At 50.8% G+C, this 20,848-nt stretch carries 21 protein-coding genes; 15 read left to right on the top strand and 6 right to left on the bottom strand.

The window, feature by feature from the left end:
* Window positions 1-385: 385 nt before the first annotated feature.
* From EPA93_RS22855 to EPA93_RS22785, 15 genes are all read left to right on the top strand, one after another.
* Window positions 386-2,209, top strand: coding sequence for a Cas10/Cmr2 second palm domain-containing protein (locus tag EPA93_RS22855; protein WP_129889724.1), 1,824 nt, complete (start codon window positions 386-388; stop codon window positions 2,207-2,209).
* Window positions 2,196-2,984, top strand: coding sequence for an RAMP superfamily CRISPR-associated protein (locus EPA93_RS22850; protein ID WP_129889723.1), 789 nt, complete (start codon window positions 2,196-2,198; stop codon window positions 2,982-2,984). The genes EPA93_RS22855 and EPA93_RS22850 overlap by 14 nt, the downstream gene beginning before the upstream one ends.
* Window positions 2,981-4,354 carry an RAMP superfamily CRISPR-associated protein gene (locus EPA93_RS22845; protein WP_129889722.1) on the top strand — a complete coding sequence of 458 codons (1,374 nt, stop codon included), beginning with the start codon at window positions 2,981-2,983 and terminating at the stop codon, window positions 4,352-4,354. The genes EPA93_RS22850 and EPA93_RS22845 overlap by 4 nt, the downstream gene beginning before the upstream one ends.
* On the top strand, window positions 4,351-4,812 hold the full coding sequence (locus EPA93_RS22840) for a hypothetical protein (RefSeq protein ID WP_129889721.1): 462 nt from the start codon (window positions 4,351-4,353) through the stop codon (window positions 4,810-4,812). Before EPA93_RS22845 ends, EPA93_RS22840 begins: the two co-directional genes overlap by 4 nt.
* Before the next feature lie 7 nt (window positions 4,813-4,819).
* Window positions 4,820-5,272 (top strand): hypothetical protein, encoded by a 453-nt coding sequence (locus tag EPA93_RS22835; RefSeq protein WP_129889720.1) that lies wholly within the window; start codon window positions 4,820-4,822, stop codon window positions 5,270-5,272.
* Window positions 5,273-5,280: 8 nt separating this feature from the next.
* Entirely contained in the window at window positions 5,281-6,180 is a 900-nt protein-coding gene (gene csx7 / locus EPA93_RS22830) for a type III CRISPR-associated RAMP protein Csx7 (RefSeq protein ID WP_129889719.1), read from the top strand.
* Between the two features lie 45 nt (window positions 6,181-6,225).
* On the top strand, window positions 6,226-7,305 hold the full coding sequence (csx7, locus tag EPA93_RS22825; protein ID WP_129889718.1) for a type III CRISPR-associated RAMP protein Csx7: 1,080 nt from the start codon (window positions 6,226-6,228) through the stop codon (window positions 7,303-7,305).
* A complete protein-coding gene (locus tag EPA93_RS22820) occupies window positions 7,302-8,000 on the top strand; it encodes a hypothetical protein (protein ID WP_129889717.1) in 699 nt (232 codons plus the stop codon). Before csx7 (EPA93_RS22825) ends, EPA93_RS22820 begins: the two co-directional genes overlap by 4 nt.
* A gap of 195 nt (window positions 8,001-8,195) precedes the next feature.
* Window positions 8,196-9,026 (top strand): RNA-guided endonuclease IscB, encoded by an 831-nt coding sequence (gene iscB, locus EPA93_RS22815; RefSeq protein WP_207229629.1) that lies wholly within the window; start codon window positions 8,196-8,198, stop codon window positions 9,024-9,026.
* 442 nt (window positions 9,027-9,468) lie between these two features.
* Window positions 9,469-10,227, top strand: coding sequence for an RAMP superfamily CRISPR-associated protein (locus tag EPA93_RS22810; RefSeq protein ID WP_129889716.1), 759 nt, complete (start codon window positions 9,469-9,471; stop codon window positions 10,225-10,227).
* The gene (locus EPA93_RS22805) at window positions 10,224-10,595 is read left to right on the top strand and encodes a hypothetical protein (RefSeq protein WP_129889715.1); all 372 of its coding nucleotides are present in this window, start codon (window positions 10,224-10,226) and stop codon (window positions 10,593-10,595) included. Before EPA93_RS22810 ends, EPA93_RS22805 begins: the two co-directional genes overlap by 4 nt.
* Window positions 10,596-10,664: 69 nt before the next feature.
* Window positions 10,665-12,353 (top strand): CRISPR-associated ring nuclease, encoded by a 1,689-nt coding sequence (locus EPA93_RS22800; protein ID WP_129889714.1) that lies wholly within the window; start codon window positions 10,665-10,667, stop codon window positions 12,351-12,353.
* A gap of 624 nt (window positions 12,354-12,977) precedes the next feature.
* Window positions 12,978-13,445 (top strand): ribose 5-phosphate isomerase B, encoded by a 468-nt coding sequence (gene rpiB / locus EPA93_RS22795; RefSeq protein WP_129889713.1) that lies wholly within the window; start codon window positions 12,978-12,980, stop codon window positions 13,443-13,445.
* A 41-nt stretch (window positions 13,446-13,486) separates the two neighbouring features.
* Complete coding sequence (locus EPA93_RS22790) at window positions 13,487-14,260, top strand: triose-phosphate isomerase (protein ID WP_129889712.1); 774 nt, start codon at window positions 13,487-13,489, stop codon at window positions 14,258-14,260.
* Window positions 14,261-14,317: 57 nt separating this feature from the next.
* Window positions 14,318-15,118 (top strand): DeoR/GlpR family DNA-binding transcription regulator, encoded by an 801-nt coding sequence (locus tag EPA93_RS22785; RefSeq protein ID WP_129889711.1) that lies wholly within the window; start codon window positions 14,318-14,320, stop codon window positions 15,116-15,118.
* Window positions 15,119-15,128: 10 nt separating this feature from the next.
* On the opposite strand, the gene EPA93_RS22780 is transcribed toward EPA93_RS22785, so the two are convergent.
* The 6 genes from EPA93_RS22780 to EPA93_RS49190 all read right to left on the bottom strand — a co-directional run bounded on the left by EPA93_RS22780 (window position 15,129) and on the right by EPA93_RS49190 (window position 20,593).
* The gene (locus tag EPA93_RS22780) at window positions 15,129-15,911 is read right to left on the bottom strand and encodes an ABC transporter ATP-binding protein (protein WP_129889710.1); all 783 of its coding nucleotides are present in this window, start codon (window positions 15,909-15,911) and stop codon (window positions 15,129-15,131) included.
* Window positions 15,912-15,923: 12 nt separating this feature from the next.
* The gene (locus EPA93_RS22775) at window positions 15,924-17,027 is read right to left on the bottom strand and encodes a taurine ABC transporter substrate-binding protein (RefSeq protein ID WP_129889709.1); all 1,104 of its coding nucleotides are present in this window, start codon (window positions 17,025-17,027) and stop codon (window positions 15,924-15,926) included.
* Window positions 17,028-17,072: 45 nt separating this feature from the next.
* The gene (locus tag EPA93_RS22770) at window positions 17,073-17,975 is read right to left on the bottom strand and encodes an ABC transporter permease (protein ID WP_129889708.1); all 903 of its coding nucleotides are present in this window, start codon (window positions 17,973-17,975) and stop codon (window positions 17,073-17,075) included.
* A gap of 10 nt (window positions 17,976-17,985) precedes the next feature.
* Window positions 17,986-18,342 carry a Rieske (2Fe-2S) protein gene (locus tag EPA93_RS22765; protein ID WP_129889707.1) on the bottom strand — a complete coding sequence of 119 codons (357 nt, stop codon included), beginning with the start codon at window positions 18,340-18,342 and terminating at the stop codon, window positions 17,986-17,988.
* Window positions 18,339-19,445 carry an amidohydrolase family protein gene (locus EPA93_RS22760; protein ID WP_207229628.1) on the bottom strand — a complete coding sequence of 369 codons (1,107 nt, stop codon included), beginning with the start codon at window positions 19,443-19,445 and terminating at the stop codon, window positions 18,339-18,341. Before EPA93_RS22760 ends, EPA93_RS22765 begins: the two co-directional genes overlap by 4 nt.
* 632 nt (window positions 19,446-20,077) lie before the next feature.
* Window positions 20,078-20,593: a hypothetical protein gene (locus EPA93_RS49190; protein ID WP_207229627.1), complete on the bottom strand. Its 516-nt coding sequence runs from the start codon at window positions 20,591-20,593 to the stop codon at window positions 20,078-20,080.
* Window positions 20,594-20,848: the final 255 nt, after the last annotated feature.

Genomic DNA, 20,848 nt, shown 5'->3' with positions numbered 1-20,848 from the left:
TGGCAACTGAAATGCCCATGGCGATATGAGAAATGCGGATTTCTGCCTTAAACATGGTAAAAATGTACTAGATAATATTGCATATCTAAATTAATAAAGTATACTGTAGGGCATAGAGAGGCGATATGGTAATGTATTGGCTAGAGCGAGGTACCTCTTGGGAAGATGCGGTTAGCTCAATATATACATATAGCTCATGACCTCTCATTTTGTAACGTTGTTCCCCCATCTTTTTGTGACTGGATGCATACAAATCTAGCACAAGTAACGAAAAAATTCAGAAGGATTTCTGATGTAGTGCCCAACCCTACTATGTTATGCTGTTGATGCCTGGGTGATTGCCCAGGTTTAATCCGTTTGTCTGGAGGTCGGAGGTAAGATCATCGTGGGGTTATCTCTCATCGCGTTTGATACTGACCATATCAAACAATTTGTTTTTGGCACCAGCAAGCTAAAAGAGATCCGTGGTGCAAGCTCGCTGCTGGACTACCTCAACCGCAGAACCATGCTAGAACTGGCCTCTAGTGAAAAGTATAAGGCAGTGTGTATCTATGCCAATGGCGGCGCAGGCCAGTTTTATATTGAGAGCGATAAGGCTGAGGCCTTTATTAGGGGCTTACAGGCCGAGTACCGCAAGCTGACCGGCGGCGCAGCTTCCCTCAGCTATGCGATTCATGCTTTGCCCGAGGGCGTGAACCGCGCGAATATCGAAGATACAGTTCTGAAGGCTGAGTTTGAGCTGCTGGACTGGAAATTACAGGAGAACAAGCAGCATCCACCCTCTGTGCTAGCCCTGCCCTCGCTGCCCTTTATGCGCCACTGTAGCTCCTGTGGCGTGGAATATGCCTGCGCAGATGAAATTCTAGAAGACGTGATCAGCTCTAAGAGTAGAGATGAAGAAGATGAAGAGAATAATGAGGAAGAAGCTAATGGCGTCTATTGCGAGAGCTGCCTGAGAAAGCGCGGACAGGATAGAAATGTTAAAAGGATAATCAGCAAGATTCTGCCGGAAGCGGATATCAGCACCTCATCTGAGGAATTTAAGCGCCGGGTTGAAGGGGTTGTGACCACGAATGAGAAAAAGAAAGGCGTGGGCGAGGCGCTCTGGATGCGCGTGCTGCCGGGTTTACATAACCAGGATTATAAGTTTGATGTGAATATAGAGCGTCCCGCCGATTTTAACGAGTTTGCCAACTTCAAGGGGGCCAAGCAATATCTGGCCCTGGTCTATGCCGATGCTAACAATATGGGTCAGGCCTTTGCGAAATGTAAAACAATCCCCGAGAAGAGGAAGCTTGCGCAGGCCGTCGATGAGGCCATTCTTCAGGCTCTATGTGTGGCAATTAACGAACATCTCCAGATTGAGCGCCATCTAAAACCTGAGGAGCAACTAACAGAAGAAGCTCGAAAGCATCCCATATTTCCTTTTGATATCCTGCTGTTGGGTGGTGACGATATGCTGATCGCGGTCCCGGCCTCTGCCGCCCTGGATGTTGCTCTGAGCGTTACCAAGAAATTTCATGAGCTAATGAGCAATCATACCCTCTCTGTAGGTGTCGTGCTAGCACCCATTCGCTATCCCTTTGGTCTGCTGCTAGATATGGTCGAATCAACGCTCAAATTTGCCAAGAAAGCCGGATCTGAAGCGCGCGCCCAGGCACGTACGGAAGGGAAAGAGGATAAGATCGATGATTCGCGCATCAATTTTATGGTGGTAACTGGGAGCAATAGCAATGATTTTGAGGCCATCTATGACGAAACTTACTATAAGAGATATAAGGATTACCGGAAAGAAAAGTTTTATGCCACTCTGCGACCCTATAAGCCAGAGGATCTGGGCCTGTTGTTAGATATGATCAGGGAGAGCGATAAGAAGCGCCTGGGACGCACGAAATTGCACCAGTTGCGCGAGGCTGTGCTCAAGATGAATCTTACCTCCTCGGTATACGGTGGCCTGGCCCTTCTTAACCACTGGCGCTATGAGCAGCGGACTTATGTCGCCGAGCAGGTATACGGCTTCGCTAATCGTTATCGCTTGCGGGATCCCGAGAATCCTCTCCATGGTTACCCGCGCGTAGTCTTCCCCTGGTTTAGAGATACTAGTGCGAGCGATAAGGATTGGGATGTATACCGCACGTCTCTGCTTGACTTCGTTGAATTGTATGACTTTGTAACTAGAGAGGCGGAGAGCAGCATTGACGAGAACTGATCTTATCGAAATACACTATGACCTGAAGTTCAGAACGCCATTTCATATGGGTAGCGGTTTGCGCGTTGGTTTGATCGACCGCACGGTTGTACGAGATCGCGACAACAATCTGTATGTGCCAGGCTCCTCGCTTAAGGGCTGCGTGCGCGAGCATTGCGAGCGGCTTGAGCGTCTCTACACTGAAGAGGCAAGTTCCCAGGCCAGCCAGCATATCGTGAGCCCACACGATACCGAGAAGGCGCTTTGGCTCATTGGTCATCCTCTTTCTATGGTTACGCGCATCTTTGGCTCTTCCTATTATCCCGGCCACCTCCACTTTGAGGATGCGCGACTTGCGGAAGATGAGAAGATATCGCAGCAGGAGGATGAGCATGAAAAGCCAGTCTTGCAGACGTTTTTGTATACCCAGGCCCGCCTTGATCGTCCTACGCGAACCGCGGTCCCGGGTGCGCTCTATAGCAGCGAATTTGGTCTGCGAGAGATCACCTTTAAAGGCAGCGTGACTGGCTGGCTAGAATGCATACCGATAGAGGAGTTAGAGACCGAAACGGGTAAAATCACTCCTACCTATTCTCTGCTCCTATTGTTGGCAGGATTGCATATGGTTGAGCGCCTGGGCGGCAATAAATCGGTGGGCAAGGGTGAATGCGGTCTGGAGATCAGCCAGGTATCCATCAAAAACGAGAAAAAGGAGAAAGAGGAATGGATGGGCTGGTTAGATAACCTTTCGCTGCTCTCTTACTATGCCCTTTATGCCGAGGAGGAGATAGGATGAAAAAGATTTATATCAGGCTGGATACCCTCTCTCCTTTGACTGTACGTGCTGATCATGCCCACGATGGCGCGGAGACGGCTCACTATATCCCCGGTACAGCTTTGATGGGAAGTCTGGCCGCGCTCCATCGCGCTTTACGAGGCACTGATGAAGAGCAATTTCGGCGCTTCTTCCTGAATGGCGAGATATATTATCCATATCTCTATCCGGCAGTCTTTAAGGATGACGGCTTGCATGGGCAGGACTCGCCTGTCTATCCCTTGCCCAAAACTGCCCAGAGCTGTAAGCGCCATCCCGGTTTCCGACCTACCTCTGGCACTAAGAAAGATGAGGATGAAGAGACCCACGGCGTGCGTGATAGCTTACTTGATCGCTTCTTATTCACCTATGGCCATGATAAGCTAGGTCGTGAAGGGCTTCTAGCTACTCTGCGTGAGCATAGACGCTGTAAGGGTGACCCTGAAAAGCAGCGGCCTTGCCAGGAACCTATGGATCGCTTAGAGGGATACTATCGCCGTAACCTGCTTGATCTGAAAGAGGCGCAAACGGCCCAGGTAAAAAAATACCTCTATCTGCATACGTATACCGGTATTCATCGCGCTTCGGGAACAGTGCAGGACGGCATATTGTACAATCGCCAGGTCTTCAAAGACGGTATGCGCTTCTGGGGCATGGTTCAACTGGCTGACGAGCAGCTCGGCAAGGATTTTAAGAAATTTCTCCAGGATGCAAATGCTTCAGGAATGATGCATATCGGGACCGGACGCACGCGCGGCATGGGCAAAGTCTGGGTAGACTTTGATGATTATGAAAAGGAAACATATTCTGAAAAAATTGAAAAGCGATTGGATGAATTAAACAACTGCTTTCAAACCCACGTGAAAACTTACGGCTTTAAAGAACTAGAAACTCGCTACTTCTTTGCGCTGACTCTGCACTCACCGCTGATTCTGGCTAATGATAGCCTGAGCTATCGTGGTTCGCTTGATGAGCAAACCGTGGCAGACTTACTTGGCAATAGAGCGCGCGCATGGTCGGATGAAGAGGCAAAGCAGAGATTATGTAAAAAGCTGGAAGAGTTGCGAGCGCATCTTGAAGATTATTCAAAGAGCTTGAAGCTAGAATATTACGCGGCCAGCATCCGGCGCATTACCGGCTGGCAGGATCTGTGGGGAATGCCGCGAACCAACGAACTGGCCATCGACACCGGTTCTGTCTTTCTCTTTTCGCTTCCTGCTCCTGCCCTGGATGCAGATATCTTGCGGGCGCTTTATCAGCTGGAGGCGCAAGGCGCTGGCAAGCGGCGCGCTGAGGGCTTTGGGCGCATATGTGTATCGGATGCATTTCATCAGAAGGTGGATGTGCTATGAATAAAGAGATGCTGATTATCTATCTGGTCAACAGGTATGCTGAAGGCTTCTATGAAGATGCCGTTGCGCTGGGGTGTCATGCGGCAAAGGTTGTCGGAGAAAAGCATCGCTCGCAGATGACGGGTCTGGAGAATATCGCCAATAGCGCGCTCAAATATACCGATGTGCTTGACTATATCAAGCGCCAGACCGCGCGCTTTGATTACTGGCGTAAAGGGTACGAGTATGCTGCAAATCCTGATATAGGCTTCGGTAAACGCCTGCTAGACTACTTGAGCGACAGTCTTCAAGGCAAGCGCGATGGGATTTGTAGAAATGCTGAGCTGCAGAAAGCTGTGCCCGATGAGGAAGAGATGGAGCAGGTGCGTCGGCGCGTCTATATCCTCCTGATCCGCCAATTTATTCGTCAGATGGTCATTCAATACGAATTTAATGTGCAGAAATGGGAAAGGAGCTAGGCAAGGTATGCTGGAGCCTGATCAACTGCGCAAGATTTGGCAGCTCAGCGATGAAACGCTCTATCCCGAGGCCGTCGCCTTTATTCGCCAGTTTGTGAAGGGAGAAGAGGGTGCCCCACTGCCCAACAGCCAGGTTATGGGTTTGCTCAATATTGCCAGTTCCGACAGCTATGCCGAACTTGGTAGGTTTATTCGTCATCAGCGCGATAGAAACTGGCAGGAGAAGAAGCGTCATATCAAGCTGTTCTATGAGTATCTGGAAAAAATCTTTATGACCATGCGTAACAAGCGTATCAAAGATGAATTTTCTCTGCTGCGCGCTGGATTGAGCCGGAAAGAAGAGACTCAGCAGATGGATGAAATTATGCTCTTGCTGGCGCGCGATTTTATTCAACATCTCATCGCGGAAAATGGCGTGCTGGCAGCTCAGGAGTCGGCTGCGCGCTTAGGGAGAAAGTAGGTGTATGAATGTCTGAGCAGCAACAGGAGAATCGTTATCAGCTCCGCAACCGTTATCTCTTTACTGGTCAACTGGAAATGCAGACTGGACTGCATATTGGCGGCGGCAAGGCCACTTTGAGCAGCAGCAATAGCCCGGTTGTGCTTACGCCGGAGGAGGTCCCCTATATCCCTGGCTCAAGTTTCAAGGGCTCATTGCGTAGCACTGTGGAAAAGCTGGTGCCAGGACTTCCCGGCGCTTTGAGTTCATGTGGCCTGATCGGAATTGACGAGGATGAGCTTGATGCTGCCGAACAACAAGGCCTGGCTGTCTGCTCAACCGTGCGACAGGGCCGAATTGCTCAGCGGCGACGAGGTAAAACGCTGCAGGAAGTAGAAAAGATCCTTGAAGAGGCCCGTAAGGAGCTCTGCGATACCTGCAGGCTCTTTGGCTCGCCTTTCGCCGCTTCGCGTGTCGCGATCAATGATCTCTATATGCCCGCCGGCATCGAGAGCGAGGCAATTGTGCAGGTGCGCGATGGTGTGGCGATTGACCGCGATAGCGAAAAGGCAAGAGATCGCCTGAAGTACGATTTTGAGGTGGTTGCGGCCAGCGCTATCTTTCAACTCGAAATAACGCTTGAAAATGCTGAGCCAAATGATTTGTTATTATTGAGCCTTGGCTTGAGCGAGTTTGTCAGCGGCTTTGGGACGATTGGCGGCAAGCGCTCACGTGGCTTAGGCGTTTGCCTGCTGAAAAATTTGCGAGTCTATGAGTTTGATCTCGAACATTGCGACGAGAAGGAGCGCAATCGCCGCTTGCGCAATTATCTCCTGAATAGAGATCGTGAAAAGAAGTTTCATACTGTGGTCGAGAATGGCCAGGATTTTATAGATCAACAGCTCGCTACGCTATTCAAAGATCAATAGGCTTGTACCTATGCGTCTTGTGGGGGTTATAAGGAGCAGATTGCTATGTTGAAGAAATTGGTGAATGAAGCCTACTTTACCTTGCGCATCACCACAACTGGACCGTTACTCGTGCGCTCGGGGCAAGCTACGATCAGCGGCCCCGATATGACGCCAGTGCTCACTTTTCGCAACGGCAGGTCAGAAATCTTCTTGCCGGGCAGCTCGCTCAAGGGTGTCTTTCGCAGCCATAGTGAAAAGATTGTCTGCAGTTTAAAGCCGCGCGTTGTATGTTATCCTTTTTCCGGCAATGAAGATAAAATTGTCGACCTTGCGCAACACGACTATCGCGTGTCCTGCGGCGAGATGTTTACGCGCCTGGTCAAACCCGAGGGCGGAGAAGAGCGCAATCTTGAGCAAAATACCTTGAGGGCAGCCTTAGAAGCCCGCACAGATCTTGCCTATGCCTATTCCTGTCCTACGTGCCGCCTCTTCGGCTCAACAGGCTTTATCGGACGTATTGCGATCAGCGATGCCTACCTCGCCTCGGGCTCTTTCACCGAACAGCGCGACGGCGTTGGCATAGATCGCTTGACGGGCGGCGCCAGCCACGGAGCTAAATTTGAGCTGGAGGTCGTGAGCACGGGCGTGATTTTTGAGACTGATATTCATCTGCGCAACTTCGAAATCTGGCAGCTTGGCATGCTTTTCGTCATTTTGCAGGATTTGGAAGACGAGCTGATCCATATCGGGTCGGGACGTTCGCGCGGCCTGGGCAAAGTTGTGGCTCAGATCAGCCCGCAGGGACGCAATGGGCGTCCGGGGGGATTTGTGATCAGCACTATACGCGGGAGCAGAGAAGCTTCTAAGATGCCGGCCAATGAGGTATGGGGCCTGGGACGCTGGCTCAATGATGGAAGTTATGGGACGCAGAGCGATGATAGCTTAGCTTTTACTGGTCAGGTAGAGAGCCGTGAACGTGGCATTCGTAACGAACGAGCCTTTACCGGCGAGGCGCTGGATTCCTTACGCCAGGGAGCCATTCAGAGCTTTATTAAGCGTATGCAAGCCTGGGATGTGCCTCCAGAGCGAGAATGGACTGCTTCGCTTAAAGCTGCTCTATTGGAAAAGGGTGTGGCCAGGTGAGCGAGATACTCTACACAGGATTGCTTGCTCCTGGAAGCTTAGGGGAGCTCATTGCAGCGTGCGACTTCCCTGGTACCTCGCTCTTCCTGCTGGAAAGCCTGCCTACCCGGGTCGTTAAGAAGAGAGATGAGAGGCTCAATCTGCTGCGTTTTGCCCAGTATGATAAAGAGATCCCTTTTGCCAAGTTTACTGCTGGGCGCATCTTTACACCGGATGCCGAGTTGCGCTGGGAACGTCAGGAGAAAGAAGAATTTCGCGTTGTGTACTGTGGGCTTGATCAGCGCCAAGCCGTGTTGGCAGCTCATGGCCTGGAAGATACCTTTGCTGCTCAGGGGAAACATAGTACAGAAACGAAGGATAGCGCCAAAACCCTTGAAGCGAGATATGATGCAAAGACGAAAGACTACTACCTTTTTGGCGAGCGCCTGAGAAGTGAGACCCTAAAAGAGATGGGTCCTGGCCTGCAGGAGGGCGATTATGCCGAACTGCGCATTCCCCGTGTGCTGCGCTATCCACTGACCGAGGAAGAATTGCATGAGGGGAAGCGTTACGTTATTGTGAGCATACGTGAGTATAGGAATAAAGAATCGGGACAGATCGAGCTATTCCGCCTGCAAGGTATTCGCACCTGGGATAGGAAAAAGAGTGGAGTGCAGTTGTCAATGACCCCCGGAGAGATCGCCGGAGGCTTGTAAGAGCCTTCATTGACTAGCCTGAGTCCTTTACTGGACTACGTTCGAGCGGTCACGATACCTCCAGGTGTCTACGCTAGCCTGGAGCCCTATCGCCTGTGATTAAAAGTTCTGATGGGTAGGAACGGTGTTGCAGACCGAACAAGCCGCTTGAACATTGGCGAAGCGTACCATACATCTGAAAGGATGATGCACGTTATGTTCGTGTATGTTTTGAATTGTCATGGGAAACCACTTATGCCCTGTCAGCCACACAAGGCACGGCTGCTCTTGAAGCAGGGCAAGGCAAACATTGTACGGATGGAACCCTTCACCATTCAATTGCGCCATGGCAGTTCCGGGTACAAACAAGAGATATCACTCGGCATTGATGCCGGAAGCAGACACATCGGAGTGGCAGCAACGACAGAGCAGACCGTTCTCTTTGAAGCGGAGGCAAAGCCTCGCACGGATATCCAGCAACTGTTGGCGACACGTCAGCAATTTCGCCGAGCCAGAAGGAGCCGCAAGACCCGCTACCGACCATCCAGATTTCGCAATAGAAAGAAGCCAGATGGCTGGCTTGCTCCCTCAGTCCAACACCGGCTCGATGCCCATCTCAAACTCATCAAGATGGTTCATAAGCTCTTGCCAGTGAACCAAACGACGATTGAGGTGGCTCAGTTCGATATCCAGAAGATCCAGCATCCTGAGATTGAGGGCATACACTACCAGCAAGGGCCACAACTGGGCTTCTGGAATGTGCGTGAGTACGTGCTCTGGCGCGATTCCCACCGGTGCCAGTGGTGCCAGGGCACGTCGCAAGATGCAGTACTCAATGTGCATCACATCGAGAGTCGAAAGACGGGTGGGGATCGTCCAGAGAACCTGATTACCTTGTGTGAGACCTGTCACGATCTCATTCACCGGAGGCACCAAGAGCACAAGATCACCAGGAAGAGCAACGGGTTTCGGGATGCAACCCAGATGGGCATCATTGGGGGAAGATCTATGAGCAGGCACGTGCTCAGTTTCCCAACGTCCATCTGACATATGGGTACATCACCAAGCAGTCCCGGATTGAACACAAATTGGAGAAATCTCATCTCGTGGATGCCCGCTGCATCAGTAGGAACCCCCTGGCTTGCTCCGATGGCACCTCTTACCTGATGAAGTTCGTTCGGCGCAATAACCGCCAACTGCACAAAGCCACCATCAGAAAAGGGGGCAACAGGCAGCGCAATACCGCTGCCAAGTTGGTCCATGGTTTTCGACTTTTTGACTGCGTGAGCTATCAAGGGACAGTCTGCTTTGTGTTTGGGCGCAGAAGTTCGGGCTACTTTGATTTGCGGTCCCTGGATGGGAAGAAGATCCATGCCAGCGCCAGTCACAAACAGTTGAAACGAGTCCAGAGGGCTTCTGCCTGTTTAATCGAAAGGAGGAGCGGCATTCTTCCCTCCCCTCAAGGGGCGGGTCTCCTGCCGCTGAAATCATGAATCCTTATGATTTTGTGCGTATAGATTGGTCGCGACCACCAGAGCGCCGCCGTCCTGCCTGGCACCATCGCTTTACTGATGCGCAAGGACAACAGCTTTATTCAGGGCGCCTGGAAGTAGGTGTCTATGCCGAGACGCCTCTGTTTATCATTGATCCTCATTCCAGCTCCTTAGATTTGCGAAAACCGGCCCTCTCGCTACAAAATCGGCAGGGCGAGTATATTCTGCCAGGCAGCTCGCTCAAGGGTATGCTGCGTTGTGTCGTGGAGAGCCTGGCCAACGGTTGCCTGACCCTTTATGCCGGGCGCTATGAGCGCGATAAGGTACACTATGAGGGCAAAGTGCAAGAAGAATTTAGGCACTGCCATTCTAATGCAGAGTTATGCATCGCCTGCCGCCTCTTCGGCATGCTTAAAGAGGGCGCCAGAGGAGTCTTCCTGGGTAAGGTGAATATTGGCGATGCTTGCGCCTATAGCGATAAGGTCTACCTCTACGATAAGCCGATCTATACGCTTCCACTGATGGAGCCTAAGCCACATCATGCCAGCTTCTATCTCGACGAGTCGGGCAGGTATATTGCTGGACGCAAATACTATTTTCACCATTCCCGAGATAAGGAACTGTTAAGCGAAAATAAGATTATTCTTATGGGGGCAGACCAGCCAATCGCTATATCCGCCCCCTTGACTATGGCACGCAGTTTCATTTTGCTCTCGACTTTACCGGGCTGGCGCCCGACGAATTTTCGGCCATGATCTATGCGATTGCGCTTGAAGATAGTATGCGCCATAAAATCGGCTATGCCAAACCAATGGGCCTGGGCTCTGTCGCGCTTACCCCTACCCGGCTCAAATTAGTAGATTATGCTGAACGCTATACGCAATCCGCCGGTGCACGTGGGATCAACGTACTCGAAGGGGATGAGTTATGGGACTTTCTTGATGAGCGCATTGACGAGTTTAAGCAACGCTGGCTGCTTGAGCTTGCCCTACAGGATCTACGCCGCATCTGGCGCTGGCCGCCAGATCCCAACGTCGATTATTATTACCCCGACAAGGATGATTGGTTTGATACTCCTGACAGCATTGGCAAGCGTATCGCCGATACCAGGCACGTGCCATAGAGCCCGCAAGAAATTATCTCTTTATTGCCAATGTCCTGATAGAACAAAAAGGGAAAATAGCCATCGATTATGCCGAGAAATATCCTTATTGCTTCACTTGGCGACTCGCCAGTTGTCGTGACTTCTATGTACGACAGACTGACGAAAATAGAAGGCCTCACTTTTGATGAAGTGGTTGTGCTTTATCCACAAGGGACGCAAGATGCTTGTGAATTGGTCTGTGAAGCTTTTTCAGAACTGATCAAAGAGGCGAAGTTAACGACCAGGAAGTTGTGCTTTGAGGATGCTGATAGCTGGGAACATACTCTGATCTTTTTGCAAGCGCTATATCAGTTGTTGGCTGACTATCAGTGTGCTAATGATAAGGTCTGCCTCTCACTGGCCGGCGGGCGTAAAAGCATGGCCGCGTTGATGGCCTGGATCGTACCTTTTTTCTCTTGCATCGAGAAACTGTATCATATCCTCGATCCAGACGAAGAGAGTTTCTATCCAATGGATACTTTTGATAAGATGTCTAGCGAGAGACCCATGGAGCATTTGCGCCTTTCCTGTGCTAAGCTTAAAGAACTCACACTTGTAGGCATACCGTTTGAGCGAGGGTTACAACTCGATATGGAAGAACGCAGCTTCCTAAAATCTGCTTTGCCTCCAAAACTCGTACACAAGGAATATGATCTGATTGAAGAAGATATGGTACGTCAGGCCATTCAACGCGGAAAAATTTTGAGCGTCTGGGTAACTGAACGTGTAAAAGAGCAATTTGAAAGCTATTGTAAAGCTTCAGATTGGAAGCTAGCGAAACAGGTGCGATATACTTTTGAGTGCATGCGCTACCTTTCAAGGTTTCAGGATAGTGCAAGCGAAGAAGTCATAGCCTACAAATCTAAAGACTACAAACCTGGTAAGCTGCCCATTTACTACTTCGAGGATGATGAGAAAATGTCAGTGTTTCCTGTCTTCTATACTCTGAACAAAGATTTTCGCGTTGCCTCAGAAGATCAAGTGGATAAAGTGGTTATCTGTGACCTGGTTGAAGCTGAGAATAGAGATACCAAACCTTCCCTGAAAGAGGTGGTGAGCGCTCCAGAATTTTCTATCCATCCATCAGTAAAATTGGATAAACTTGCTTATGTGCCGCATGAAGATCCCGCTGCCAGTATTCTCATCGTTCCTTTAGGTGAGGCACCTATGGTTGCGACGCAGCTCTATACGCTTTTGAAGGAGCGCGAGAAACGCGTAATTCGCGAGGTTGTGCTGCTCTATCCCGGGCAAGCCGCTGTTATCGCTAATGGAGCTGAGATAATTAAGAAGGCCTTACAGGAAGAAGATTGTACTCCTTGTCACTGCCTGGGTATCCCTGGCTTGCGGGATATCACTTCTAAGGCTGACTGTAAGCTCTATCAAGAATGGCTAGAGAGAGTAATCAAGGCGATGAGAGGGAGGTTCCCAGACTATAAAATTGACCTGGCCCTCTCAGGAGGACGCAAGGGCATGACGGCAATGACGATCTTTGCCGCGCGCAAAATGGGACTTCAATATGTCTATCATACAGTGATTGCAGATAAAGAGCTGAGCGAGAAGGTAGAGATGGAAACGGCAGGCAAAAGGATGAAGGGGCAGATTCCAATCAGTGAGCGAAGTATGAAGGAAAGGCGGGATCGCCTATTCCTCAGAAAATATAGAGACGATTACTCTCAATTCAAGCTATTCAGAGTCCCTGTGACGTTTAGACCTTCCAGACAAGAGCAGGATTGCTAGCATTGTGTAAGCGCTGGCTGCCCTGCAAGGAAGTGCGATAGCGTGCTCTATAGCCCTCATCAGCAACCCTCTCTTGTCATGTGAGGCGTAAGCATGGCAAGCTGCGTAGATGCTCCATTGGTAATGTTGCCGATGGGGCCATTGTGTCTATCCCAGCCTCTACAAGTGCGCTGATATGTTTTGCATATCGTTGGCAACAACTATCTGATTGCTTTTCACATTATATTTGTTACATTTCTGATTGCACCACTGGATTGTACAAGGCAGGGCCAACCAGCGGAGCTCAAGCAAGCAGCGCGCTCAAAGATAGTTTCGTGTTATCGCTAATGCTGAGCTAGTACAGGGCCAGGCTGTAAAACACGACCCGAAACGTTATACTGAACCGATCCCTACGACGGCGGCTGACCGACAACGTATTGCTTTGCCAAAAGCGCAAAGCAATGGACTAACCCCGACGCGCTCCAGACAGCCTCTAATCCCCTTTAAAGATCAAGCGCGAAGACAGGTCCAAAAATCCAAAGAAAGTTTACCTGATCTGGTATTTATAACAAAATATATGTTATATTAAACAATATGATGTTAAATTACAGCGTCCAAAAAATTTGGCCCAAGGAGATAGGATATATGGAGAAAAGTAAACAGACCATTGTCATCGGATCTGACCATTATGGACTTGCCTTAAAAAATGTCGTAGGCGAGTATCTGCGCGAAAAAGGCTATAGAGTTGACGACCTGGGCACTTTCAGCGATACTCCTGTTGACTATCCCGATGTTGGGCAGAAAGTGGCTGAAGAAGTGGGCGAAGGCAAGTATGAGCGGGGTGTCCTGGTCTGTGGAACGGGAGCCGGCATGGCGATTGTTGCCAACAAAGTGCCTGGCGTTCGCGCCGTCTGTATCCATGATCCCTATACTGCCGAGCGTGCCCGGGCCAGCAATAATGCCCAGATTGTCACATTGGGCAGCGAGATTATAGGCCCCTCTATGGCCAAAAAGCTTATCGATATCTGGCTGGAGAGCGAGTTCCAGGGTGGGCGCTCGGCGCCAAAGGTTGCCAAGATCGAGCAACTTGATAGAAAATATCACCAGGCATAATATTCGGGCAACAAACGATAGAGAAAGTGCGGATTGAGCTTATGAGCCGAGAGGTATGGCTGGGAACTTCGTGGAAAATGAATAAGGTTATGGTGGAAGCCGAGGCATATGCACGCGAACTCAAACAATTCCTCGCCGGCTATTCCTCGTCCGCGCATCTCTTTGTTATTCCACCTTTCACCGCCATACAGCTCGTAGCGCGAGTCCTACGCAATACTGCAGTTCTCGTAGGTGCGCAAAATATGCATTGGGAGGAGAGCGGCCCACAAACTGGAGAGATTTCTCCTCTCATGCTTAAGGATTGTGGGGCCTCGCTAGTCGAGATCGGCCATTCCGAGCGCCGCCTCTATTTTGGTGAGACCGATTTTACCGTCAATAAGAAGGTCCATGCCGCCCTCGCCCATAATCTCATCCCGCTTATTTGTATAGGTGAGCCGGAGCAGGAAAAGCAGTTTCGGGTACAGCGAGAATACGTTAGGCGCCAGATCAAAATTGCCTTGGCCGATGTTGCTCCTGAACAGTTACCGCGCATTATAGTTGCCTATGAGCCCGTCTGGGCCGTTGGTACCCATGGAAAACCTGCCCAGCCAGCATACGCTAATGGAATGCATGAAACGATTCGCTCAGCAATTGCCGAACTTGCCACTGATGAGGTGGCTCAATTGATACCTGTGCTCTATGGAGGAAGCGTAGCGCAAGGGAATGCTGCGAGCTTTATGGCCCAGGCGGAGATAGATGGGCTTTTTGTTGGTCGGGCAGCCTGGGATATTGCAGCTTTTATTGAACTGATTCATCTTGTAGATAAGGCTATGTAGTACAATAGAGGTGCCAATCGAGAACTCAATCTTCATAATACGTGGGGTAAAAAATATATGCCTGAAAGCAATGAGGCTAATCAGTATGAAAGCGCCTTCGGAGTCAATCAGCGCCAGGAGCAGATTGCGGAATATGTACTAAGACATTCATCTGTGCGTATCCAGGAACTTGCAGAGCGTTTCAACGTGAGTCTGATGACGATCCACAGGGATCTAGACGAGTTAGAAGCCCAGGGAATTATTCGTAAAGTACGTGGTGGAGCGACGGCCCAGCCCTCCAATTCGTTTGAAAGCGATATTCGCTACAGGTTGATTACAGCAATCAGGGAAAAAGAAGCGATAGCTGAGCGCGCCTTAACATATATTGAACCTGGCCAGGCCATAATTATGGATGATGCAACGACGACGCTGGCCCTGGCACGCATGCTGCATCGTGTGACGCCTCTTACCGTGATTACCAACAGTCTGGCCATCGTTAAAGAAGTCAGCCCTGTGCGGGGCATCCATTTGATCTCATTAGGGGGAACATACTTTCATCGCTATGATGCTTTTGTCGGCATGATCTGCGAGCAGACCTTATCCACCTTACGCGCCAACCTCCTCTTTATGTCGGCCTCGGCCCTTTCCGATGGCTATACCTTCCATCAAGAGCAAGAGATCGTCCAGATCAAGAGCGCGATGCTAAAATCGGCTCCCCGGCGTATCCTCTTGATAGATCATCATAAAATTGGGCGCATTGCCTTGCATCGCCTGGCGGATCTACACGAGTTTGAGACCATCATCACCGATAATGCTATTCAGCCCGAGGTGCTCAAGAAGCTGCGCGAGGCCCATGCCTCTATAGAGACTGCTCCTTGAGCTATATTTCTCAGGCTGAATGGACGGTCTGCAGATGCGTCAGTCCGGGACGTAGTATAGAAAGTACTTCGCGCTTGAGCGCGAGGAACTCTTCGGTTAACGCAATATCCCAGGCGCGCGGACGTGGAAGCGTGACGGTAATCTCTTGCGCGATACTCCCGGGTCGCGCCGTCATCACAACAATGCGGTCAGCTAACAAGATTGCCTCCTCCACATCATGAGTGATAAAGAAGACTGTGGCTTTGATGTGCTCCCACAAACCGAGTAAGAACTGCTGCATTTCGCTGCGCGTCTGGGCGTCGAGAGCTCCGAAGGGCTCATCCATAAGTAAGATCTTTGGTTCAACAATCAAGGCCCGGGCGATAGCTACGCGCTGCTGCATCCCGCCCGAAAGCTGATAGGGCGGATGCTGGGCGAAATCCTGCAGGCCCATGGTCTCCAGAAAATAGTGCACGCGCTCCCGCTTGAACTGGCGTCCTTGCTTTAGCTTTAGGCCTAAGGCGATATTTTCATAAACGCTTAGCCAGGGATAGAGCGTTGCTTGTTGAAAAACTATTCCGCGTTCGGCCCCTGGCCGTTTAAGTTCCTTGCCATCAAAGAGGATCTGGCCAGATGTTGCCTGCTCGAAGCCCGCCAGCAGATTAAGCAGAGTGGTTTTGCCGCAGCCGCTGGGGCCGACAACTACCACAAACTCCTGATCCTGAATTTGTAGCGAGATATCTTGTAAGGCCAGGACCGGGGCCTTACCACGGCGAGCAGCATATTCCCTGCTCACGTTGGTGATAGTAATCATCGAGCCTATTTCCTATTTGGTAGTGATGACGCTTTCGACATAAGTCGGATTAACGTGCTGCTCCAATTTATCTGGTATCGTAGGGAGCGAACCTTTCTGCTGCAAGAAAGTCGCTGCGGCTTTCAGCGAAGTGGCGACCAGCGAATTGGAAACTGTGCTGCCCTTGCCCAGAGCCTCTGCATCAAACTGCTCGGTCAGACCAAAGATCTTATAGCCCTCCATTTCTGTGCGGGCCAGTTCTACCGGGATACCTGCCCGTTTGGCAATAACCTGCAAAGCATCCTGAGGATGCTCTTTATAGTAAGTGACTGCATCGTTTTGGGCCAAAATAAACTGTTTAACCAGCTCGGGATGCTCCTTGGCCCAGTCGCTATTGACGATAGAAAGGCTATAGATAGGGGCTTCCTGCCTGATGTCTTGATCGGTGGCAAGAATCTTGCCGTGATCGTGACTAATGGCGTCAAAGACTGGATTCCATACATAGGCTGCATCGATCGAGTGATTGCTCCAGGCTGTGCGAATGGCGGCCGGGCTCATATTGAGCTTATGCACGCTGCCAGGATCGACGCCGGCTCTGGTCAGCAAGGCATTGAGGGCGAACTCAGATGTAGAACCAAGGACCAGGCCCACATTCTTACCTTTGAGATCCTTAATAGATTGAATTCCGGCCTCGCTCCTGACGGCCAGCCCCTCGCCGGTTGTGAAGAGTTCCTGGGACCAGATAACCTCTAGCGGAACACCTCGGGCGATAGCTGAGACGACAGGCGGATTGCCGATGCCGGTCATGAATTGCAGGGCACCCGAGGCCACAGCGCCAAGAGAGGCCGGGCCAGAGTCGAAATATTTTACCTGCACATCGGCTTTCATGCGCTTGCTAAATAGCTTCTGCGCTACGGCAATGACTTCAGGCTCCGCGCCGTTATCCATATAGCCTATGGTGACGACGGGGCGCGCAGACGAGCTGGCCGACTGATTTGTCGAGCCGCAGCCAACCAGGATCGCCGCTAAGATGCAGGCTGTGAGGAGATAGGATATCCCAGGCCATGAGCCAGGCCGGGTTCGGACCATTGGTTGGGCTCTAGAGCCAACTTTGAGCTGAAAAAGTGGAGAATACATAGATACCTCTAAGTGTTATGGCCACTTTCGCCGGTGTGATAGTTGTCAGTGACCTTTCCAGGGCACAACTAAGCGCTCGATCAGGCGAATTACTAGCTCCATAAGGTAGCCAAGCAGGCCAATGCAGATAATGCCTACAAAAATAATGCCTACCTGAAGTTCCTGCCCGGCATCCTGTACAAGCCAGCCAAGGCCCACATCGGCGGCAATAAACTCAGCTGCAACCAGGCAACTCCAGGCAATTCCTATGCCGACGCGCATCCCGGTAAAGATCTCCGGTAGCGCCGAGGGAAGAATGGTATAACGAAACAACTGCAACGGCGTGGCGCCCAGGCTTTGCGCCACGCGTATACGCTGCGGTGGGATGGCTCGCACTCCCGAGATCGTGCTGATAATGATCACCGGGAGGGTGCCCAGCAGGATCAAAATCACCTTGGGCAATTCTCCAATCCCAAACCATACTACCAGGAGCGGAATATAAGACAGTGGTGGCACGGGACGAATGAATTGCAAGAAGGGATCAATTACCTGGAAAATAGGATTGCTCCAGGCCATCAGCATGCCGATGGGGACGCCAATCAATACTGCTATGGCAAAGCCTGAGGCGATGCGCAGGGCGCTGACCCAGATATCCTCAAAGAGGCTTTTACCGGCGAAGCCCGAAGTCAACAGCGTCTGGAGCTGCTGCAAAACGGTCTGAGGTGCGGGCAGCGCGAGCGGCGAGACAAGGTGTAACGTCGCTAACAGCTGCCATACTCCCAGACTGAACAGAAGTACGAGTACTGAATAGAGCCATTGCGATTCGAGAGCTGACGGCAAACCGTACCGCTTCCCCGCACCTCCAGGGCGAGGAAGCACCTTTGCTGCTGTCTTCGGGCTCTCGTCTTCGGCGCTTGCGGAAAGCGTATTGCTCCTATCTGATGCTATGGGCTGTCTTTCGTGTGGCATCGGTAGGCTCCTAGAGATCGAGAAATACCGCGTGTTGCTCAACGGTGACGGGATACGTCTTGACGCGCAATCTATCGGGAGGCGCCAAGCAACTCCCAGTTTTTACGTCGTAGCTGAAGCCATGCCAGGGACAGCGAATAATCTCTCCTTCGCGTAAATACTGGAACGGCTCACCAGGCTCACTCGCTGCAGTAAGCCCACACAAAACGCCCTCACCCAGAGCCGCGCGCTGATGAGGGCAGCGCCCATAGAGCGCGTAGAACTCGCCGGCTTTGCTGTGAATGAGGACTACAGGGACGTTTTTGATAGTGTAACTGCGTTTCTCGCCAGCTGGAACGTCTTCAACGGAGCAGATGCGATATTTCATGCAAGGGCTTCTAATTTCTGACTGTAAAGTTCGCGAGCGTTCTCATAGAGAATGCGGCGTCGTAGGTCTGCCGGCAGCTCGCGTGGAATAGATTCTTCTGGCGCGTCGAAATCCCAGTGCGGGTAGTCAGTTGAGAAGATGAACATGCGATCGCTTTCGAGCATCTCAATCAGGCGGAGCCAGTTTGCCGCACTAAAATCTTCGGTGGGCTGGGTCGAGAATTTGACTCGCTCGCGAATGTACTTGGAGGGGAGTTGTTTGACCCAGGGAATCTCCTGTTGGAGCGAACGGTAATTCTGATCAAAGCGCCAGAACAAGTGGGGCAGCCAGCTAAAGCCGCTTTCGACAATCGCAAATTGCAGCTCTGGAAATTTATCGAAAACGCCGTTACAGACGAGGCTGGTAAGCATTGACATGGCGCCCTGGGGCACGTTGACATGCCACTCGATATAATAGCGGTTCTTTAGTAGAGCGCTGCGTAAACGGTCTGAGTGATGGAAGGCAATAACAAGCTTATGGCGTTGGGCAGCCTCGAAAATAGGGTGATAGAAGGGATCGCCATAGGCGGCCGGGCCAATAGGGAGAAGGACTTGCACCACGTGGGGATGATCGCCCAACCGCTCGATTTCGCGAGCCGCTGCTATGGGATCTTGCGGAGCTACATGCAGGCTTGTGAAAATACGCTCATCGCGGCTTACCCAGTTTTCAAGCACCCAATTATTATAAGCTGAGGCTATGGCCGAGGCAAATTCAAACTGGGCTTCCATATCGCCTGGAAAAAATTGGCCAGTCAGGATTGCATGCTTAATGGGATAGGTTTCTAACACTTGCTCCCTGAAGAGCTTAAAGTCTGAGCCTGCTGGACCACCTGAATCTGGCTGGGAGTCAGCACGATTTAGGCCGTCGCTTGCCCAGTAAGCAAAAGGGAAAGAGAGCCCACTCCAGGCTTTGTGCTCGACCAATCCGCGCCATGGCTCCTTGAGATAAGGCGCAAGATCCAGCCAGGAAGGGAAAGTTTCATGGACGTCGGTATCGATGATCTGATTGGTTTGGGCCAGCGGTGAAACACTCTCCTGGGCGTCTGCAAACGGTATAGAAGTCACAAAGAGACTCTACCTTTCTAAAATTGGAAATGCAAAGCTATGTCCCTATGTCCTGTAGGCATGCCAACACTGCAAAAATGCTAAATACTTTTCTCCTTGCATAGAGAGATGGAAATAAGCGCCTGTTGATAGAGTGCTAGACAAATTCTGTTGAACGCTCAGCCTGACGTATACACGTCATAAGGAGTTGCCGTTCAGCAGTACATATAGGCATGCAGGAAATAATTTTAGCAGATTAGCAACGTGAGCTTCTCATCACAGGACATAACCTCCGTAAAGTGTCCAGTACAGTGGAAGTACACAATGAGTCAGGGTACATCGTAGAAAGGACGGGCTTCATTCCTCCACGTGTACTTGCCACTGTTAGTAGTCACTATAACATAGATTTATCATTCTTTCAAGTTATTCTAATGATAAATAAAAGTTATCATTTGTGATGAAGATTTGTCTGAGAGCTGGCAGAAAATTTTAAGAGGGAAATGAGCATAGAGAAAGTAGGAGATTAATCATTCGCTTCAGAGTGAAGGGAAAACGGTAATCTGGAGGAAACAGAAGCGGTTTGTAGCTCTTCAGGGTGGGGAAAGCTGGAACGGTGTTGCGCTATAGGGGAAAACTGTGCCGATGGGCAGCATTTACTGCTCCATCGGCGGCATCTGCTCAGGATATTGAGCATGGGGTTCTTCATACTGGTTCCCAGCAGTCTGCGAGGGATAGCTATGCTGCTGTCCACCCTCATAATATGCGTTTGGCGCTGGCTGCTCAGGTGGTTGTTGAGGCCTGTATCCCTGATCGTAGGACTGGTATGATTGTTGCTGATATGGTTGTTGGTATGGTTGTTGGTATGGTTGTTGCTGAGGCGGTTGCTGATAATTCGTACCGCCAAACCACGTGCCGGATGATCTCATGCTGCGACCAAACATGCTGGCAAGAATGGCAATAGCGATGGCTCCTAGCACAATCCACACCCAGGAATGGGAGAAAATGAAAACAAAGATAAAAAATGCGATGAGAAAGCCTACAAAGCCCCTCGATCGTCTAGGTCCGTACCAACCTCTATAGTTATAACGAGTATCCCGAAAGGCCTGACGCGCTTGTCTGCGCGCCTCTCTATAGGCCTGGCGTGCGGCTCGTCGGTCATTGTACCACATGTGGTAGCCCTCCTCGCTAGCTTGCTAGCATGTGTGCCGTTTGGTCGGCTTAATGAATAGTGTGTAGGGTATGCATTTATCTTCGCACCCTATAGTATATAACGATATGGAGAGACAGCGCACAAATTTTGTGTCATATTGAAGCATTGAGTGGACAAAAGCAACCTTCCTACCGGCTACCTCTTCACCGGCACGGCGTGAAGAATGCAGCCTCGTCTGCCAGGACAAAGCATACACTCTTCACCCTTTTCGATC

This window comes from Ktedonosporobacter rubrisoli, assembly GCF_004208415.1.
Taxonomy (GTDB): Bacteria; Chloroflexota; Ktedonobacteria; order Ktedonobacterales; family Ktedonobacteraceae; genus Ktedonosporobacter; species Ktedonosporobacter rubrisoli.
The sequence above is the reverse complement of the archived record's forward strand: the minus strand, read 5'-3'. Positions and strand labels throughout refer to the sequence as shown.

What these genes read in the sequence shown, in the direction of transcription:
- EPA93_RS22845 (WP_129889722.1), top strand. Translation starts at nt 2,981, where the DNA reads ATGAAAAAGATTTATATCAGGCTGGATACCCTCTCTCCTTTGACTGTA.
- EPA93_RS22840 (WP_129889721.1), top strand. Translation starts at nt 4,351, where the DNA reads ATGAATAAAGAGATGCTGATTATCTATCTGGTCAACAGGTATGCTGAA.
- EPA93_RS22835 (WP_129889720.1), top strand. Translation starts at nt 4,820, where the DNA reads ATGCTGGAGCCTGATCAACTGCGCAAGATTTGGCAGCTCAGCGATGAA.
- csx7 (WP_129889719.1), top strand. Translation starts at nt 5,281, where the DNA reads ATGTCTGAGCAGCAACAGGAGAATCGTTATCAGCTCCGCAACCGTTAT.
- csx7 (WP_129889718.1), top strand. Translation starts at nt 6,226, where the DNA reads ATGTTGAAGAAATTGGTGAATGAAGCCTACTTTACCTTGCGCATCACC.
- iscB (WP_207229629.1), top strand. Translation starts at nt 8,196, where the DNA reads ATGTTCGTGTATGTTTTGAATTGTCATGGGAAACCACTTATGCCCTGT.
- EPA93_RS22810 (WP_129889716.1), top strand. Translation starts at nt 9,469, where the DNA reads ATGAATCCTTATGATTTTGTGCGTATAGATTGGTCGCGACCACCAGAG.
- EPA93_RS22805 (WP_129889715.1), top strand. Translation starts at nt 10,224, where the DNA reads ATGATCTATGCGATTGCGCTTGAAGATAGTATGCGCCATAAAATCGGC.
- EPA93_RS22800 (WP_129889714.1), top strand. Translation starts at nt 10,665, where the DNA reads ATGCCGAGAAATATCCTTATTGCTTCACTTGGCGACTCGCCAGTTGTC.
- rpiB (WP_129889713.1), top strand. Translation starts at nt 12,978, where the DNA reads ATGGAGAAAAGTAAACAGACCATTGTCATCGGATCTGACCATTATGGA.
- EPA93_RS22790 (WP_129889712.1), top strand. Translation starts at nt 13,487, where the DNA reads ATGAGCCGAGAGGTATGGCTGGGAACTTCGTGGAAAATGAATAAGGTT.
- EPA93_RS22785 (WP_129889711.1), top strand. Translation starts at nt 14,318, where the DNA reads ATGCCTGAAAGCAATGAGGCTAATCAGTATGAAAGCGCCTTCGGAGTC.
- EPA93_RS22780 (WP_129889710.1), bottom strand. Translation starts at nt 15,911, where the DNA reads ATGATTACTATCACCAACGTGAGCAGGGAATATGCTGCTCGCCGTGGT.
- EPA93_RS22775 (WP_129889709.1), bottom strand. Translation starts at nt 17,027, where the DNA reads ATGTATTCTCCACTTTTTCAGCTCAAAGTTGGCTCTAGAGCCCAACCA.
- EPA93_RS22770 (WP_129889708.1), bottom strand. Translation starts at nt 17,975, where the DNA reads ATGCCACACGAAAGACAGCCCATAGCATCAGATAGGAGCAATACGCTT.
- EPA93_RS22765 (WP_129889707.1), bottom strand. Translation starts at nt 18,342, where the DNA reads ATGAAATATCGCATCTGCTCCGTTGAAGACGTTCCAGCTGGCGAGAAA.
- EPA93_RS49190 (WP_207229627.1), bottom strand. Translation starts at nt 20,593, where the DNA reads ATGTGGTACAATGACCGACGAGCCGCACGCCAGGCCTATAGAGAGGCG.